The 15,713-nt window shown below is 48.1% G+C and carries 9 protein-coding genes; 1 reads left to right on the plus strand and 8 read right to left on the minus strand.

Going from position 1 to position 15,713, the window contains the following annotated elements:
• Window positions 1-35: 35 nt before the first annotated feature.
• Window positions 36-1,226 carry a PepSY-associated TM helix domain-containing protein gene (locus tag SCB77_RS03580; RefSeq protein WP_320185054.1) on the minus strand — a complete coding sequence of 397 codons (1,191 nt, stop codon included), beginning with the start codon at window positions 1,224-1,226 and terminating at the stop codon, window positions 36-38.
• Between the two features lie 8 nt (window positions 1,227-1,234).
• Entirely contained in the window at window positions 1,235-3,682 is a 2,448-nt protein-coding gene (locus SCB77_RS03585; protein ID WP_320185055.1) for a TonB-dependent receptor domain-containing protein, read from the minus strand.
• Window positions 3,683-3,870: 188 nt separating this feature from the next.
• Between SCB77_RS03585 and SCB77_RS03590 the strand changes: the two genes are divergently transcribed.
• Window positions 3,871-4,452, plus strand: coding sequence for a DUF1003 domain-containing protein (locus tag SCB77_RS03590; protein WP_320185056.1), 582 nt, complete (start codon window positions 3,871-3,873; stop codon window positions 4,450-4,452).
• A gap of 44 nt (window positions 4,453-4,496) precedes the next feature.
• Here SCB77_RS03590 and SCB77_RS03595 read toward each other — a convergent pair whose 3' ends face one another.
• Genes SCB77_RS03595 through SCB77_RS03620 form a run of 6 tightly spaced genes read right to left on the minus strand, consistent with a single transcriptional unit; the run spans window position 4,497 to window position 15,502 of the window.
• Window positions 4,497-4,991: a cupin domain-containing protein gene (locus SCB77_RS03595; RefSeq protein ID WP_320185057.1), complete on the minus strand. Its 495-nt coding sequence runs from the start codon at window positions 4,989-4,991 to the stop codon at window positions 4,497-4,499.
• Between the two features lie 4 nt (window positions 4,992-4,995).
• Window positions 4,996-6,462: an arylsulfatase gene (locus tag SCB77_RS03600; RefSeq protein WP_320185058.1), complete on the minus strand. Its 1,467-nt coding sequence runs from the start codon at window positions 6,460-6,462 to the stop codon at window positions 4,996-4,998.
• A 43-nt stretch (window positions 6,463-6,505) separates the two neighbouring features.
• A complete protein-coding gene (locus SCB77_RS03605; protein ID WP_320185059.1) occupies window positions 6,506-7,207 on the minus strand; it encodes a DUF6250 domain-containing protein in 702 nt (233 codons plus the stop codon).
• Between the two features lie 9 nt (window positions 7,208-7,216).
• Entirely contained in the window at window positions 7,217-9,919 is a 2,703-nt protein-coding gene (locus SCB77_RS03610; RefSeq protein WP_320185060.1) for an exo-rhamnogalacturonan lyase family protein, read from the minus strand.
• A 12-nt stretch (window positions 9,920-9,931) separates the two neighbouring features.
• Complete coding sequence (locus SCB77_RS03615; RefSeq protein WP_320185061.1) at window positions 9,932-12,190, minus strand: RagB/SusD family nutrient uptake outer membrane protein; 2,259 nt, start codon at window positions 12,188-12,190, stop codon at window positions 9,932-9,934.
• A gap of 21 nt (window positions 12,191-12,211) precedes the next feature.
• Complete coding sequence (locus SCB77_RS03620; RefSeq protein WP_320185062.1) at window positions 12,212-15,502, minus strand: SusC/RagA family TonB-linked outer membrane protein; 3,291 nt, start codon at window positions 15,500-15,502, stop codon at window positions 12,212-12,214.
• Window positions 15,503-15,713 lie beyond the last annotated feature (211 nt).

Consider the following 15,713-nt stretch of genomic DNA (forward strand, 5'->3'; position numbering starts at 1 on the left):
GATGATCGGCCGATGCTATTCCCATAAAGATGGGATCAAACAGAGCGCAATCTCCCCTTTGGTCTATAGTTTCCCACCACACTTGCACCATCTGTGGATCCAGCGGTTTTCTTCGTTTTCTTTTTCTTCCTACCCAAGTAGATAAACAATCCCGTAAAAGGCAAACTTGCTGCCACCAACATCGCGATGAAATAGATAATCTTCGTTGTTAGTCCGGCAAAGCTGCCTGTATGCAGTGGCAGGATAAAGCGACGAACCTTCATGCCCCGCGTTTGCTCCTCATAGGGTTCGGCTTTCAGAAAATCGCCGCTTCGGCTATCAAAAAACAAGCGATCCACCACATTGGGGATAGCTGCAAGCTCATTCTCACGACTGATTTCTATGGCATTCTCGTCCTTTCCATCCGGCAGCGATATCTCGATGTCGCCCGGATAAGGTAGGCGATGCTGCGCCTGCTCGAAAGCATGCTGAATAGGCCAGGTCAAACCATCCGTTGTCAGCTCGGGAAGCTCAAACTTGGCCAACACCTTCTGCTGCGGAGCGCCATCAAACAGGTAAAACAAACCTTGGTTGTACCACTTGTAACTCCACACCAGTCCGGTCAAACAGATCAGCAACAAAATAGGCAGCGTATAAAAGCCACCCACGGCATGCGCATCCCAGTTCAAGCGCTTCGCCTTGGCATCCCATTTAATCTTCAGCCTTGTGCGCAGCATCTTTTTGTTTTTCGGCCACCACAAGAGCAATCCGCTGATCAGGATAAGGAGGTATGCCAAACAGGCTGCCCCCGTTATGGCTTTCCCCACATTGCCTGCAAAAAGCTTGCGATGAAGCTCCTCCATAAGGTAGAAGAAATTCCTGCTTCCGTCGAGCCTACCGAGCAATGCGCCCGTTTCCGGATCCAACCGCAAAAGCGATCGTTCCAAACGCTCTCCCTCAGTTCTGAAAATATAGGCAGATCCGTCCACCGACTGCTTGATGCTTAGCCCATACAGCGGCTGCCCAGCATGATAGGTGGAGGCTCGTTGATAGAGACTATCTAAGGGCAGACGCTTTGCCGGCCTAGGATCAACCTTCCCAGCGTAGATCTCCGGATAGACCAGCGGATAGAGCTCATCTTCGAAGATCAAAGTAGCCCCTGTTATGGAGGCTATCGCAAACACCAAGCCCACCACGATCCCTAACCATAAGTGCAGCCAAGTGTATATTTTTTTAAATACCTTCATGAATTTGTTTAAAAAGTGTAACCCACCGAGACCAAAAAGTTGCGCGGTGCTCCGGGGAACAACCTATTGAAATCAAAACCGCCCACCCAGTAGGTCTCATTCAACAGGTTATTGACATTCGCCTGAATCTTAAACTTATCTACGGTATAATAGAGACCCGCATTCGCTACCCAGTAGCTAGGGAGTTGCAGGATATCCCTATTGGTATTTCGCTTGGAGGCATAGTTTGCTCCCAACGCAACGCCAAAGCCTTCCAAAAGGGGATCGACAAAATTGTAGCGCATCCATACGTTTCCTTGGGATTTCGGCGCATTGGGCATAATGTTGCCCACCTCTTCGGGATCATCACTAGCGGTAATCTTGGCGATGTTATAGGAAAAGTTTCCGGTGATGCTAAAGTTGGAGCGAATCTGTCCATAGGCCTCCAGCTCGACACCTTTTGCCTGTTGTTGACCAATTTGACGCAGCAAATCAGCGTTGCCCGCAGCGCCGGCATTCACCAAAATATTGTTCTGCTCGATCCGGTACACCGACGTGGTTACAAAGAGCCGTTTGGCGAGGAACTCCATTTTCGCACCCGCTTCCCACATGTTGCTGATCAACGGATCAAAAGGACCGCCATAAGTCTCCGGCGCACCGATGGTTCCGGCCGACTGCGGCTGGTAGCCCTCGACATAGGTTGCGTAGAAACTTACTGCCTCGATAGGTGTATAGACCAACCCAATGCGTGGGATAAAGGCACGCTGACGAACCTTGCGTTCATCATCTTTTTCGTAGTTCAACAGATCGGTATAAAACTCCTGACGGAAACCCAAAAGCACCTGCAGGGTTTTCCACGCCAACTGCTCTTGCAGATACACACCATGCACATAGTAGCGCGAAGGTGTCTCTTCGTCGGAAACATTGATATAACGGGATATTTCAGAAATGGAGTAATCAGGGTTGGCTAGGTCAAAGTAAGGCACATTTGGCACCGGCAATCCGCCTTCAAACTGGTACAGCTCTGGCTTAGACTTGTCGTAGGTAGGGTACACACTCTTTCCATCACGACCCAAGAATCCGGAAGCATTATACGTGGAGTTACCACGAGGGAAACGTTCGTTGATATGATCGTAGCCGACAAGCAGCTTATGGGACACCGCACCTGTTGTTAGCTGCATATTGAAATAGGTGCTTAGATTGTCCACGTAGTTCTTCCGCAGGCGACGTATCGTAGACATTTCCATAAGTGTAGGAATAGCGTTGCCCAAGGAGTCCTTTGCATAGCGATTGTTGGTGCGGTGCTCCAACAGGTCCTCGTCGTACAGCGATTTTAGGTAGGATGCGTTGAAGCTGATATTGTCCGTGAGCTTGTGCTGTAACGAAATGGTGGAGAAGAGATTCATCTCGTTCTGGTAATCGTTTTTTCGCCCCAAGGCGAAGGATATCGGTGTCGAATAGATATCCGCAGCATCGGTGGCATTAAATATCGGTTGCCCGCGGTCCAAGCGTCCTTTGTTGGATTGGTATACCAAATCAAAATTCACCCGCGTTCGGTCGTTCGGTACGAAAGAAAACGAGGGTGCAAGCACCATAGCAGAACCATCCTGCAACATGCGGAAGGACTCGGCATTTTGGTAGGCCAGATTGACGCGGTAAAGCAAGGTCTTGTTATCATTCATTGGCCCTGTAAAATCTAGCGTGCTGCGATAGGTGTTGAAGCTTCCCGTCGTGAAATTGATCGCGCGTCGCGGCTCGTCCAACGGTTTCTTGGTCACGGTGTTAATCGTTCCGCCGGGATCGGTATTGGCAAACAAAGCCGAAGCAGGCCCTTTGATCACCTCGATACGCTCTACATAAGGCAGCAAGTTTTGCGACCAGCCCCGAGTAGATATACGCAGACCGTTGATCAGCGTGTTGCTGGCTCGGAAGCCGCGAAGTACAAAATCGTTGTTATTGTACGAAAACTGGTTTACACCGCTGACATTTTTAATGGCATCGCTGGTCTTAAATGCCTGCTGATCTTCCAGCGTCTCTTTGGTGACATAGCTGATGGTTTGTGGGGTAAGCTTGATGGCCGTTGCCGTCTTGGTGCCGCTAAAGGAAATACTATTTTTATAGCCGCTTTCCTTTCGGCCAATCACTTCCACCGACTGAATCTCATCTGCCGAAAGTGTGAGGCTAACCGACAGCTTGTGTTCCGACTCCCCTTTTAGATAAACCTGTTCGTTCAAAGGTTCATAGCCTATCAATCGAAATTCGAGCTGCAGGCTGTCTGATGGGACCGCGATGCTATATTGCCCGAATGCATCTGTCAATGTTGAAATTTTTAATTGTTTAAGGCGGATAGTGACGCCCGGCAAAGGCTTTCCGTCAGCGGAATGGACGGTTCCGGAAATAACTTTTGCCCGATTGCTTTGTGCGGAAAGGTTGAAAAACATCGCACAGCAAAGCATAATGGTGAGGTAGTGTCGCATGTAAACGGTTTAGTTGCGTGTTAAACTGCCGCGAATATAGCGTTTTATTTAGACTTGTTATAAATAAAAACGTATTACATTATGTTAATTGCTCATAGAGATATGCGCAAGTTCCCGTAAAGTTGATATCTTTAACAGGCGCCGGAAAAACCAGCGACGCATAACTCGTCAATATAAACACCCATCCTATGGCACATAACAAGGTAAAGAATGCAGAGATATTGAAAATGATCGAACAAAGCGATGCGCACAGCCGAAAGCTGCAAGAGATCGTCAAGAAGACCATGGACGAAGAGCAGCTCATTGTAGATAACCTCGCACACCCGCCGAAGGAAGTCCTTTCACGTGGTCAGCAAATTTCGGACAAGGTTGCCCGCTTCGGAGGAAGCTGGAAGTTCATTATTATGTTTACCATCATATTGGCTGTTTGGATCTTGATCAATACCTTAACCGATAAGAAGGACCAATTTGATCCCTATCCATTTATTTTAATGAACCTACTGTTGTCCTGTGTGGCGGCACTTCAGGCGCCCGTCATTATGATGAGCCAAAACAGACAAGAAGAAAAGGATCGCCAGCGCGGTGAGAACGACTACCTCGTCAACCTCAAAGCCGAACTTGAAATCCGTAGCTTACATGAAAAGCTTGATATCTTATTGGAAGAGCAGATCAAAGAGCTATTGGAAGCACAGGTAGCGCAAGTAAAACTATTGAAGGAGCTATCGACACGCATGGATCAACTAGAAAAAAAGAAGAGTGGAGACAACTAAAAAGGAATAAAAAACAGGAACAAACGACTGTTTTTTATTCCTCTTTATACACTTGCATCGAGCAAAATGGCTAATTGCACGCAAGGATGGTCGCTGCGATTACTCCAAGCGTGGTTGGTCCCCGTCTGCACGACGATATCTCCCGGTTTTAAGAGCGTCTCTTCCTCATCAAGAATAAGATAGAGTTCGCCCGATAGTATGATGATATAGTCCAAGGTATCCGTTTGGTGCATAAGGGGATGCTTCTGTCCTGCTGGCACTTCGAGGCCTAAATCCCTATCTGGCGGAATAGTCACATAACGCACATAACTACCATTTTTTGGTACCTGAGGAAAGCCGGTATTTAGCGTTTCTGCACGTTGGCCTATAGCCACAGGCATGCTATCCGTTGCCCATATATCCGAAATAACCAAATCTTTAAAATGCTCCTTTACATCTTGCGCCAAACTATCGTTAGCGATAAAAGAGCGATTCCCCTTGTTGCCCGTGACGACTACGCGCGGCACGGTGGGAAATACGATGTTTTTGTCTTTACACATTGTTCTAGTTTTCACTATTTTGCTCTTGTTTTGCGGTTGCAGCAAAGGGAAAAATACGACTTTCCACATGTGCTTCTGTCATCCATTTTTCAATCTGCGCAACCACGATCGCGTTGTCCGCTGCTAGATTGTTTTGCTCCTGCGGATCGGTATCGAGATCGTACAACTCCAGCGCTTTGGGCTGTTTTGTGGCAGCCTGTAGGCGAATGCCCTTCCATTTGCCATAGCGCAACGCTTGCTTTCCACCTTGTTCATGAAATTCCCAATATAGGTATGGATGTTTCTGTTGCTGTGGGGAATCGGCTAATGTAGGGAGAAAAGAAAGACCATCCGTAGGCAGGCTTGGCGATGCGCTGGCTACCTCGGCAAAGGTGGGAAAGAGATCCCAAAACGCGGCCACATGCTGCGTTGTTTTTCCCGGCTTGACCACCTGCGGCCAGCGCACGATAAGTGGCACGCGAATACCGCCTTCATAAAGATCGCGTTTGACACCACGCAAGCCCCCAGCGCTGTTGAAGAAAGCCGGATCGGCACCGCCCTCCTGATGAGGGCCATTATCGCTGCTAAACACAATCAATGTATTTTTATCTATCCCCAATGCCTTCAAGCGGTCTACAACTTCGCCTACATACCGATCCAAGCGGGCTACCATAGTGGCGAAGGCAGCATGCGGATAGCGTTGCGAAGCATAGCCTGCCGACTTTGCCCCCAATCCATAATCATCACCCGCATAAGGCGTTTCCGGAAACTTCCCTACGTAAGATCGAAAGAGACTATCGTCTGGCACGATCAATTCGGCATGCGGCAAGATTTGGGGTAAAAACAAAAAGAAAGGACGATCTTTATTGGCATCAATAAAGCGCAGCGCCTCCTTTTGAATAATATCTGGCGCATACTGTTCCCTATATTCGAGATCGCCATTTTTCTCTAACATAATCTTTTGCGTATTGTTCCATAGATGTGTGGGATAATAGCGATGGGCCTGCGATTGGCAATTATAACCAAAAAACTGATCAAAGCCTTGCTTATTGGGATCTCCTGCAGACAACACCGGTCCTAAGCCCCATTTTCCAAAAGCCCCGGTCACGTAGCCCGCTTGCTGCAACAGTTCGGCGACGGTCAACACCGAATCGGCAAGCGGATACTGCCCTTCGGGCGATACGCCAAGATTGCCGCGAATAAACGTGTGTCCGGTATGCCGACCGGTCATGAGTGATGAACGTGAAGGAGCACAAACCGACGTTCCGGCATAAAACTGCTCGAAAAGCAGCCCCTCGGCAGCGAGGCGATCAATGTTTGGCGTTTGAATGAGCTTTTGCCCATTCACGCCGATATCACCATAGCCCAGATCATCCGCTAGGATAAAAACAATATTGGGCCTTTGTTGCCCAGCGGCATGGCTTAGGCTTAACAGTAACACGGCAAATATGCCGTATCCGCGGGCCGTATTCAATAAAATCTTTCTCATCATATGGAGCTTATTTAATTTGTCCGATAGCGAACCAAGTCACTAATTACTGTTGTCCATGCAAACTGTCCAGCTTATAAATTCTTACATTTCTGATTTTCTGACGGGCAGCGGTCTGTCGAAAACCAAAAAAGCCTGCATGGTGCAATGCACCTTTATAGGAGAATAAAAGCTCATTATTTACGTAAAATGCCGTAAACCCATTTGCGGGTGATACCACCGTCTTTATGGTATAATACACATTGGGCTGCAGCAAATAAGCTTGCTCATTTTTCTCGTCCAGCAGCAGGCGCTCGCCGGTACCATCATAATGCCGAAAGCGTGTGGTGCTGTTGTTGTTGCCGCCCATGCCCACATAAAATAGATCCAGCGCATCATATGAAGCCAGTTTTCCGTCTTTCCCATGTAACGTACCTACGGCATCTGCTTCATTGGCTAGCCAAAATTGGTTAAGATCGGAAAGCCGATCATATTTACCCGAATCGAGCAGCACCATACGCTCGTACTCAATAATGTAATCACCTGTCAAAAGGCTGTCCAACCAAAGTGTGGCTCCTCCAAAAGATTCGATTGTGATGGTCTCCCCATCAGTATATAGCCGCGACTTATGCGGATATTCAAATTCAGCACGCCATCGCGAATGGTTTTCCAGATCCATGCTGATCGTTGAGGTTGCTTGCCTTTGAGCAGCCGTTACCCCAGCAAGCAGCAACACAAAAGCAATCGTTAGCAGTTGTCGTAAAATCATCTTATAATATTAACGATATTTTCCGATAAAATGTAAACATTGGATAGCGGTAAGACCCCATTGAGCCGCCCAATTGGTAGAGATAGCAGGCCATTCCTGTATCGCTGGCCAAGCATTCTCCGCGGTCAAACTGGTCACTTCTCGAGTTTGCACATTTTCGTCGGCGAGAAATTCTTGCCACGCTCTTTCCGCAAGCTGCCGATCATCCAACTTGGCGGCGGCATAGGCGGTCAAGCGGGCATGGCTACTACGTAAGTTAAATTTACCAGCTGCCGTCCCCAGTTTTTCCAAGCGCTCTTCCGCTGACGCGTTGTACAAACGGCAATAGCTTAGCCAAGACTGTTCAAATGTTTTATCAGGAATGCTGATCAATATTTCCTGTACGATCTCCACCAAGCCAAACACGGCATTCAGATGTGACACGGAGATTTTAGCATGATCTTGCTGTTCGAAGCTCCCTGTATCGGGATCGAAGAGACTCAAGCCTGTAAAAAACCCTTGCGGCTGCTTGGCAATACTACGCATACTCTCTTTCAATCGTGCCAAGATTTTAGGGTCTCGAGTACGCTCCCATTCGGTAAACCAAGCAGCAGCGACCGCTCCCCAATCGGTACCAAAACCGACAAGCATTTTCCCTTTCGGCGCGTGTAAAGGCTCGTTGATACGTTTCCGCAATGCTACGACATCTTCTAACTTACGTACCGCTTCCACCTGCTCACGTAAGAGATCACCAGTGCGTTCATCTGCTGTCAAGTAATAGTAAAAACGCCTGTTGATTGCGGTGCTGATTCGCAATTGCTTGGCGCTACAGCCCCAATGCATCACATTATGCCGGCTCCCCAAGGGAGCAAATTTACCGAGGTGATAGACGTCTACTTCGCCCGTATGTCGGCACATCGCTTCGGCCATACGAAAAGCATCTGCTCTACCCGAACGCAGGTAGTAATACCACAGCCATAGATCTGTGGACAACTCGGAATTATCCCAAGCAAAGCCGCCCACATCATAGCGCCATACATGCCGGTCTTCATCATAGGCGTGCATCACGTCGCCGTAATTCCAAAAGCCGTACCAAGCGCGGCGATCGACCTCCTCTCGATAAAATGTAAACAGCTTGTCCAGCTGATCCTCCAGCGCTCGCTCAGTAGCTGTTTGTCTAGCTGGCGGGCTCCAATTATCCCCAAAAACGCCTACGCTAGACAGATAGTCGGGCGTTGCGGTGAGTAAAGGCGGGCTTTGATAAGCATGCGCATAATCAGCCAAGGTTGCTGTAGCCGGTGTTTCAGAAAAAAAGCTGAGGTAAAGCTCACTGCTGCGGGCAACACCATGTGCGGTCGCGTAACCAGCTTCATAATCTTCATAGGTAATTTCCAACCCTTCCCATTGCTTTTCATAGGTGTCTTGCCCCATGCCATCGTGATAGAAGCGTAGATCCATAGCTGGCGCACGGGGTGCCCACAGCCAAGCCGTCAAAGTGCCTTCCTCACGGGCGGCATGACGTATATCGAGTTGCGCCGGATAGCTTTGCCAAAAATTGCGGATCCCAAAAGCCACACCTCCCTCGGCACTACCTAGATAGGCCGTACCATTTGATCGCTTACCATCTACAGCGTGAATCCAGGAATGCCCTTCGGTCGTACGTTTATCAATACGGAATGCCGAAGCGTGCAACTGTGAAAGGCTGTAATCGCCAAATTCCGGAATATACGGAAGGCCGCGACGCACACGCTCATCGATCGCCTCTAGCGGAAAGGCCTTTCCCTGCACCTGCAACGAACGGATATCCTCCCCCGGGTCGCGGCGCAAACCGGTCAGTCCTTTTACAGATTCCGCAAATACGGCAGCTCCATCGCCCACGAATCGCACATAGCGATTGTAAGTAGGCTGCTCATGAAAAGGTACTGACAGCGATAAGCCAATACCTTTAATAAAATCCGTCTGTTCATCACCGTCATATAAAAAGGTGTACATCGTTTTGACGGTCTGCTGGCTTTTGTAGATATAAAAACGGAGGATGAACGGAAACTTTCGTTGCCCTTCTTGATCCTGATGGAATCCATCTACACGCAGCAACAGGCGTTCCGAACCCTGATTCTCTATATATGTATGCTCGATAATCGACAGCCACTCCTGTTGTTGAATGACAGAGACGCCTTCGGTATCCGGTTTATCCTGCAGAAGTATTTTCAAATGTGCGTCGCGAGCCACCAACTTGTTCGCTATCCAAATATGATGGAGCACACTTGATCCCTTTTTTGCAAACTCCAGTCGCAAACTACCATTATCGATGATAAAGCTCTCCTGCCCTTCCGTTACACGAATGCCCGCATCCCTTTTTATCTTTTCGGTTTCCTTTTGCAGATACAAACTGCCGACAGCCCGATCCATTGCATTGGATAAGGCAAAAGCCGACCATTTTACCGATCCATCAGGCCAAAAAGCAAGTGGCCAAGACTGCAGGTTGGCGATCTTCTGCTTGTCATCACGAAGCACAAAGGCATCGCTTTCCTTCACGGCGCCAAGTGGCCAAGGTATGCCAAAGGTTGTTCCCAATGAAACACGAGGTCCCTGTTCGTCGATCCACTTTAAAGCTACCTGCTTTAGGTTTCGCTGTTCCGCTCTCCTCGCCGATTGAGCCACAGCAGAGAGCGGCCCAAGAGACAGGGCTAGCAGCGCCGAATTTTTCAAAAAATCTCTTCTTGTAGGTGTCATTCCATATAGGTTTTAGTAGCCCGGATTTTGATAGGCTCGTCGAGCGGCCTCATCCAAAAGTACGGCATTCTCATCGGTTAACATACTGATAAATGACTGCGGAAACGGCTTGAACGTATGGAACGATGTAAAGGTACCTTTTCCGTTGCCATCCTGCCCATTTCCATTCGTTGGATTATCCGCCGATGGCCAAGCCGCGGAGCGATTGGATGCCAACTGTGCATGATGCAAGACCCGCTCCAATTGAATACCCGCATGGTGTATACCTTCGTAGACATTCTGTTCGGTGTTAAATTCACGCGAAAACTCATTATAAATAAAGTGTATGAAGCGCTTTTCGTTAGAACTGGCTTCCAGCGGATAGTTTTCTGCTTTTGACTTTTCAGAACTGCCATCCCAGTAGCTTGCGTCCACGCGAATGCGGTCGTAAGTGCCAGCAATGGCCACATACGGATAGCTGCGCTCGTCTGCCTGCAATTGGTCGGCTCCCGGATAAAGGCGAGCGAGTACTTCGGCACGCCTTTCGCCAGACTTGTATGCTGCACGGCTACGTAGCGTATTAATATCAGCAATGGCACTGGCGTAATCGCCCTTTCTACCATAGGCTTCCGCCCGGAGCAGATACGTTTCGGCTAATCGGAAAATCGCCACATCACGCGTACCAAAATGGTTGTCTACGGTGCTGCGGTTGGGGTCAACAAACTTTCGCGACGATGGCCTTACCCGCCGACTAAGGAGTAGTCCGGCATTGGAATTTAAGCGGTCGGCTCCCGTTTTCCGATAGTAGATCTTACCCTCTTGCTTTACCCATCGTGGATAGAGCACGTATGGTTGAGCTAAAGCCTCCTGTATGTCGATAGCAGTTTCCTTGCTATTTTCCAAAAACACGAGCGCCAAATCTCCGCGCCCAATTTTCCGTTGACCGGCAACAGCCTGTCTATTGTCCCAAGAGGGTCGTTTGTAGGTAGGCTTAATGAGGCTATTAAAATAACTAGCCTCTGCCGCCTGCCAAGCTAGGGATGCATTTTTGGAATCGGTGTAAGCCAAGCCAGGACCATCCGTTTGCGAAGCATTATCGAAGGAAGCACTCTCATACTCCAGCTGAAATGATTTTTCAAAACGGGAATCGTTGATCTTATCGGTGAATACATCGTAGCCCCAATCGGAAGGAAGAAAGCTCTGGCCTCTTAACAAGCCATAGCCCCATGTCCAACTCGGGATATTCCAGGCGGCGTTACGATAGTCTCCGGTAAATGCCGCATTTGTACGCGTTCCATAACGGCCATTGTCCAAATTATTCCCATAAGATGCCTGTAGAATGATCTCCGCATTTGCCTCATTAGACCAATCGCCCCTTGCGACGGCAAACAGATCCCAATAATCGTCAGCCAACTGTATGCCCGAGCTAATCACTTTGTTTGCGTAAAAAATCGTAGAATCTAGGTCGGCAGTTCCTTCACCCTTATATAACAGCCCAAGATGAGCATTGCTGCTACTCCGATCTATGCTTCCGTCAGCATTCCTGTAAGAGCTGAATGGCGCTGCCTGCTGCCGTTGTAGATATAGCTTGGCCAAAAAGTGGGCGGCAGCAGCGTTCGTCAAACGTCCTCGCTGCGTTTGTGAACGATTGGGCAAATGTTCTTCCGCGTAGCGCAAATCTGTGATAAGCTGGCTATAGATGGTTGCAGAAGTAGACTTAGGCAGATAAAAATTATTGGGTAAGGTATTGTTGCTCTTAAGCGGGAAAGGCACATCGCCTAGCTGCGTTACCAACAGGTAGTAAGCATAGGCCCGCAAAAAATAGACTTCAGCAAGCCGCTGTGCTGCATAGCTTTGATCTGTAGCATATTTCCCAGGAGCCCTTTCCAAGATGATTTCGATTGCTTTGTTGCAGTCGTTGATAATGGGATAAGCTCCCAAAAGCTGCTGTTGGTAATAGCCCATCAGATTGTTGGCATAATCGCCTGCAGCGCCCGATGCCGACCATACGGCAGGGCTAAAGGTGGCCCATGCGTTATCCAGCGGCTCCACAATATCATTTCCGGTTTCGAAAAGAAAGGGGCCTTCCATAAAGCCAAACTTCCAACGTAGGATATTGTAATTAGCAACAACCAATTCATCCAAGCCTTTCTCCGTTTCAAAATAATCTTGGGTGATGGTGGAAACCATCTCTTCTTTCAAAAAATCTTTGCATGACCATGCCGAGAGCGCACTAACGGAAAAAACGACGACCACAAACATGCGGTTGGTTATATATTTTTTAGCTTTCATGTTATTATCGTTAAATATGTACTATAAACCTATACGTAAACCTACTACAGCGCTACGCAACAAGATGGTATTGGCCGTTTGTCCCCCGCGCTGTGCCCCCGCCACCGTATCCCATCCATTCACATCCTCAGGGTTGAGCCCGATTTTGACTGCTTCGCCGCCCCAAATGACGGGGTTCAACACCTGAGCATAAACTTGCAAGCTTCCAACATTTAACCGCTCCAGTAAAGATTGGTTAAAGCGGTAGCCCAACGAAATATAGCGCAAGGAAATTAAGCTTCCACTCGTATAAGTTCTGGTATAATTGTAATTCGTGAATGTAGCGGTGGTGGGTTGAGGAAATGATGCGTCCGTATTTTCCGGACTCCAAATATCGTCCTCCGTACGACGTCCATAGGTTTGCAATGCACCGTAATACAAGTTGCCTATACGTGCATGCAGAAAGAAGGAGAAATCCCAATTTTTGTAGGCAAACGAATTGACGATACCGCCTACCCATTTTGGGCGATTGCTTCCTAAAATAGCTTTATCATTGTCATCAATCGTCCCAAAACCGTTGTCCAAGAAGGTTACAGTTTCGCCAGAAGCCAAGGTCACGGATCGAGCGCCTTCTGTGCCCAGCGCTACCTCCCGCAGCTCCTGATCCTGAACCTTCACTTGGCCCGGCAAGGCCGTAATGTTTCCTATCTTGCGGTATAGCTCCATCAGGCGATGATCTTCTGGTGTATCCTGCCATAAGCGATCATAGGCATAGTCGCGAAAAACAGCAATAGGCTGCCCAATAAACCAACCGTTGGCAACATCGTCAACCGCGCCATCCGACAACGCTACAATCTGCTCTTTGTTCTTGCTCCAAGTCAACGTCGTCGACCATGAAAAGTTGTTTCTTTCTAGGTTTCGACTTGTTATGGCAATTTCCAGCCCACGATTGCTCGTTTTTCCAATATTCGAGAGCACACTGTTGTAACCCAAAACATTCGGAATAGATCGCGACAGCAGTAAATCGTTGGTTTTAGCCTGATACCATTCCAACGATCCGGATATCCGATTATTTAGGAACGAAAAGTCAATGCCCACATTATGTTGCTGTGTTTTCTCCCATCGAAGGCCGGCATTAGGCATAACAGAAGATTTGTATCCGGGATACTGCGTTTCGTCGAAAACATAGGCAGCTCCTCCGATCGCGCCTGTGGTTTGGTAGGGAGATACCGAAGAGTTCCCCGTAACACCCCATCCATACCGCAGCTTGAACTGATTAACCCAACCCAAATCTTTCACCCATTGCTCTTCTTCTAGTTTCCAACCTACCGCTAAAGAGGGAAAAAAATCAAACTTGTGGCCTTCGGCAAGTACCGAAGCACCATCCCAGCGCCCTGTCGCAGTCAAAAGGAATCGGTCTTTAAGTACATAATTGGCGCGAAGCATATACGAAAGCAGCGAAGAACGGCTGTATGAAGTACCATAGCTCATGGGCCTACCGAGATCGTTCGCCGATAAATTATACCATAGCGATGTGGGAAAGGTGATCTCTTGCGAACGAATGTTGATTCCGTTAGACTTATTTTCCTGTGAGGACTGCAACGCATCAATCTTCAACGCATGGTCCTGCCATTGCTTATCAAAGGTCAGTAAGTTCTCCGCTACCCAAGATAGATTTTTACCATGGTTATTGTAACCGATCAATGGCGCGGTTCCTACTGCCGAAAACGGATTTGTATAGTTGGGTCCATAAAATGACCCGTTTTCAGCACCTGAATATTGCACGCCAAATTTCAGCTGGTAACGAAGGTAAGGGCTGAAATTGATCTGTGCAAAGGCGTTCGTGAGCACACTGTATCGGGTATATTCGTTTTTGCTATTTTCAATGTTTAACAGCACATTATGTGCCGAAAGGCCTGTACCATTACTGTTCAATATATTGCCTTGTTCATCATAAGCGGGTGCGTAAGGCATCAGCTGTAAAGCCTGTCCATAAGAATCCTTACCCCCTGAATTCCCGGAATTATCTGCCATACCATAATTTTGTAGCGAATAGCTGCCAAAGGTAGAAAGGCCTAGTTTAATCCATTTACGAGGCGAAACATCGCCTTTCAACGTAACCGAATACCGCTTAAAGTCCTGATCGATCATCGCGCCTTCCTGATCCAACAAGCCAGCGGACAAATACAGACTGGATTTTTCCGTCCCCGAGGATAGGGCAATACTGTGGTTTTGTGTCTTCGCTATACGGGAGACGAGATCCGTCCAATTTTGATTCAACAGATTCGCTGCATTGTAAACCGGCACCTGACTGCTGTATCCATTGGCAATTTCTTCAGGAGTAGCATCCCGCAGGACGATCTTTCCCGCTGCATCCCAAGTATAAGCACGTCTAATGGATTCCTGACCATAGCTATCATTTCCACCAAAATTGGAAACATCGAAATCAGGATCAGGAGCCGTTCCGTACTTCCCGGTATACGTACCCCCATTGATATGCGTCTGCCGCTGCCAATTTAATAGTGCAGCAGCATCCATCCAGTCTGTTGTGGCGTGAAGCTGATCAAAGGAAACCGATCCATCGTAGCGTACCGAAACCTGCCCCTTCTTGCCTTCCTGTAAAGTAACTAATATAACACCATTGGCACCTCGCGAGCCATAAATAGCGGTTGCCGATGCATCTTTCAGCACCTCAATGGATGCAATATCTTTGGGGTTAATCATTGCCGCTTCACTTGCAGAAATGGGTATCCCATCCACAACGTACAGCGGTGCATTGGACGCGTTAATCGAACGATTTCCGCGAATGCTAATAGCGCCCACCCCTCCCGGACGATTATTGGACGTGATATCGATTCCGGGTACCTTGCCTTGCATACCCTGTACAATGTTAGCAATAGGCCTGTCATTGAGGTCTTCCCCTTTTAATTGTGAAATCGCGCCCGTGACATCGCGTTTTTTTGATGTGCCGTAGCCCACAACGACAACTTCCTCCAGATTTTGATCGATTGGCGTTAATCTGATCTCCACAGGTGAGCGATCGACCGTAATGGTATCCGAAACATAGCCGATATAGCTAACGATTAAGCGAAAAGGAAATTTCTGACCTGTTCGAAAGGCAAATCGACCGCGAACATCAGTCTGCACAGTATGCGTCACGGCATCAAGTTGTACCGTAGCGCCAACGATGGGAATGTTTGCTGTAGCATCCCAGACGGTGCCATTTAGGTCGGCATTAATAATCGGAGAAACTTGACCTTGACCGTAAAGCTTACTTACACAAAGAAAGACAAAACAAACCAAGACCGATTGTTTCCAATGGTTGTTTTTCATGGGTTAAATAGGGTGTTTAGGTGATTAATCCTAGCCTTACAAAAGGTTTGGCCAGTATATTGCTCCTATCAACATCTTGATGACACACAGCAATAACCGGAGGCATCAGAAAGATGGATTGCAGAAGCTTCTTAGAAAGTCTCGGTGATTAGGACAGTAGCGAACACATTCTTGAAGACATCTGTCTACTGATCGTAAAGCGATAAAGGAT

Source organism: Sphingobacterium bambusae, from assembly GCF_033955345.1.
Lineage (GTDB): Bacteria > Bacteroidota > Bacteroidia > Sphingobacteriales > Sphingobacteriaceae > Sphingobacterium > Sphingobacterium bambusae.

Bases quoted from the DNA above. Each gene is read 5' to 3' on its own strand.
- SCB77_RS03620 (WP_320185062.1), bottom strand. From the start codon at position 15,502: ATGAAAAACAACCATTGGAAACAATCGGTCTTGGTTTGTTTTGTCTTT.
- SCB77_RS03595 (WP_320185057.1), bottom strand. From the start codon at position 4,991: ATGTGTAAAGACAAAAACATCGTATTTCCCACCGTGCCGCGCGTAGTC.
- SCB77_RS03610 (WP_320185060.1), bottom strand. From the start codon at position 9,919: ATGACACCTACAAGAAGAGATTTTTTGAAAAATTCGGCGCTGCTAGCC.
- SCB77_RS03590 (WP_320185056.1), top strand. From the start codon at position 3,871: ATGGCACATAACAAGGTAAAGAATGCAGAGATATTGAAAATGATCGAA.
- SCB77_RS03585 (WP_320185055.1), bottom strand. From the start codon at position 3,682: ATGCGACACTACCTCACCATTATGCTTTGCTGTGCGATGTTTTTCAAC.
- SCB77_RS03580 (WP_320185054.1), bottom strand. From the start codon at position 1,226: ATGAAGGTATTTAAAAAAATATACACTTGGCTGCACTTATGGTTAGGG.
- SCB77_RS03605 (WP_320185059.1), bottom strand. From the start codon at position 7,207: ATGATTTTACGACAACTGCTAACGATTGCTTTTGTGTTGCTGCTTGCT.
- SCB77_RS03615 (WP_320185061.1), bottom strand. From the start codon at position 12,190: ATGAAAGCTAAAAAATATATAACCAACCGCATGTTTGTGGTCGTCGTT.
- SCB77_RS03600 (WP_320185058.1), bottom strand. From the start codon at position 6,462: ATGATGAGAAAGATTTTATTGAATACGGCCCGCGGATACGGCATATTT.